The following is a 1,553-nucleotide window of genomic DNA, read 5'->3' on the forward strand; positions in this document are numbered from 1 at the left end:
ATAGCTAAATTCTAATTTAAGACAATTAAAATGGATATTCACGTGGCTCGTTTTGCATTGAGATCCAATGTGTTCTAGTGAACTCTTCTAGTACCCATTCACCGTTAAAGCGGCCGATACCTGAGTTTTTCTCACCACCAAAAGCCACGTTACTTTCATCGTTTACTGGAATATCATTTATATGGGTCATACCTGCTCGGATACCACGAGCGAAACGTAAACCTTTTTGCATGTCTGCGGTAAACACCGCACTAGATAAGCCATACATAGAATCATTAGCTATCGACAAAGCATCCTCTTCATTTTTGGCTCGAATAATTCCTATCAATGGTCCAAATATTTCATTATAGGCAATATCCATCTCTCTAGTAACTTCGGTAAAGACATGGGGCGGGACTAATTGACCATTGATTTCACCGCTCAAGAGCATTTTTGCGCCTTCTTTCTGTGCCTCATCAATCTTATCTCTAAGTGACTGAACTTGTTTCTCATTGATAATTGGGCCAATAGCAGTACCTTGATCGTTAGGATCACCTACCTGTAACGTTTTAACATGAGACAAGAAACGCTCTACAAACTCATCGTACACTTCATTTTCAACAATAATTCGGTTAATAGCCATACAAATCTGGCCTTGATGCAAGAACTTACCGAACACGGCTGCTTTTACTGTCTGATCAATATCTGCATCCTTGAGTACAACAAATGGACTGTTTCCACCTAACTCAAGTGCCACTTGTTTGATATGCTCACCACCATTAGCTAGCTCACCGATGTGTTTACCCACTGAAGTTGATCCTGTGAATGACACAAAACTTGATGCTTTGTGCTCAACGATTGCATCGCCTATCTCACTGCCTGATCCGACCACGACGTTTAATAGACCTTTTGGTAGACCCGCTTCTTCAAATACTTTAGCCAATAGCAAACCACCTGTCACTGGCGTATCGCTAGCAGGCTTGAGCACGACAGCATTACCAAGCGCTAAGGCTGGCGCGATTGAGCGCTGCGTTAAATGTAATGGGAAGTTCCATGGGCTAATGACAGCGACAACGCCAATTGGCTCACGATAAATGAAGTTTTCTTTACCAGGGGTATTTGATGGACGAATCTCACCATGAACACGATTAGGGAATGTCGCTGCTTCAAGGGTAATCGCGCGCGTCGCACCGAACTCGACCATGGCTTTGATACGAGTACTGCCCGACTCTTTGATTAGCCAATCAACGATTTCCTCTTTGCGCTGATCGAGTATGTTGACCACTTTATACAACACTGCGGCGCGCTCTGCTGGTGTCTGCTTGGCCCATGCTTCTTGAGCTTGGGTCGCCGCATTATAGGCTTCGTTCAACTGATCTTTGGTCGCTTGCTGGATCTCTACAAGCGTATCACCGTTATATGGGTTGGTATTGGTGTTGGTGCTATCGTCTTTACCGGTTTGCCATTCACCAGCGATGAACTGTAAATGAAAGTCACTATATGCACTCGTAGTATTGGTTGACATAATCATCCTTATTTTTAATTTGTTATGTTAAGTATTGGTTTTCGATTAT

1 protein-coding gene is annotated in these 1,553 nt (G+C 43.2%); it reads right to left on the reverse strand.

The features are described 5' to 3' along the window. Positions 1 to 25 precede the first annotated feature (25 nt). Entirely contained in the window at positions 26 to 1,504 is a 1,479-nt protein-coding gene (locus CXF61_RS11900; protein WP_165598338.1) for an aldehyde dehydrogenase family protein, read from the reverse strand. Positions 1,505 to 1,553 lie beyond the last annotated feature (49 nt).

The organism is Psychrobacter sp. 4Dc (genome assembly GCF_002836715.1).
In the GTDB taxonomy this organism is placed as follows: domain Bacteria; phylum Pseudomonadota; class Gammaproteobacteria; order Pseudomonadales; family Moraxellaceae; genus Psychrobacter.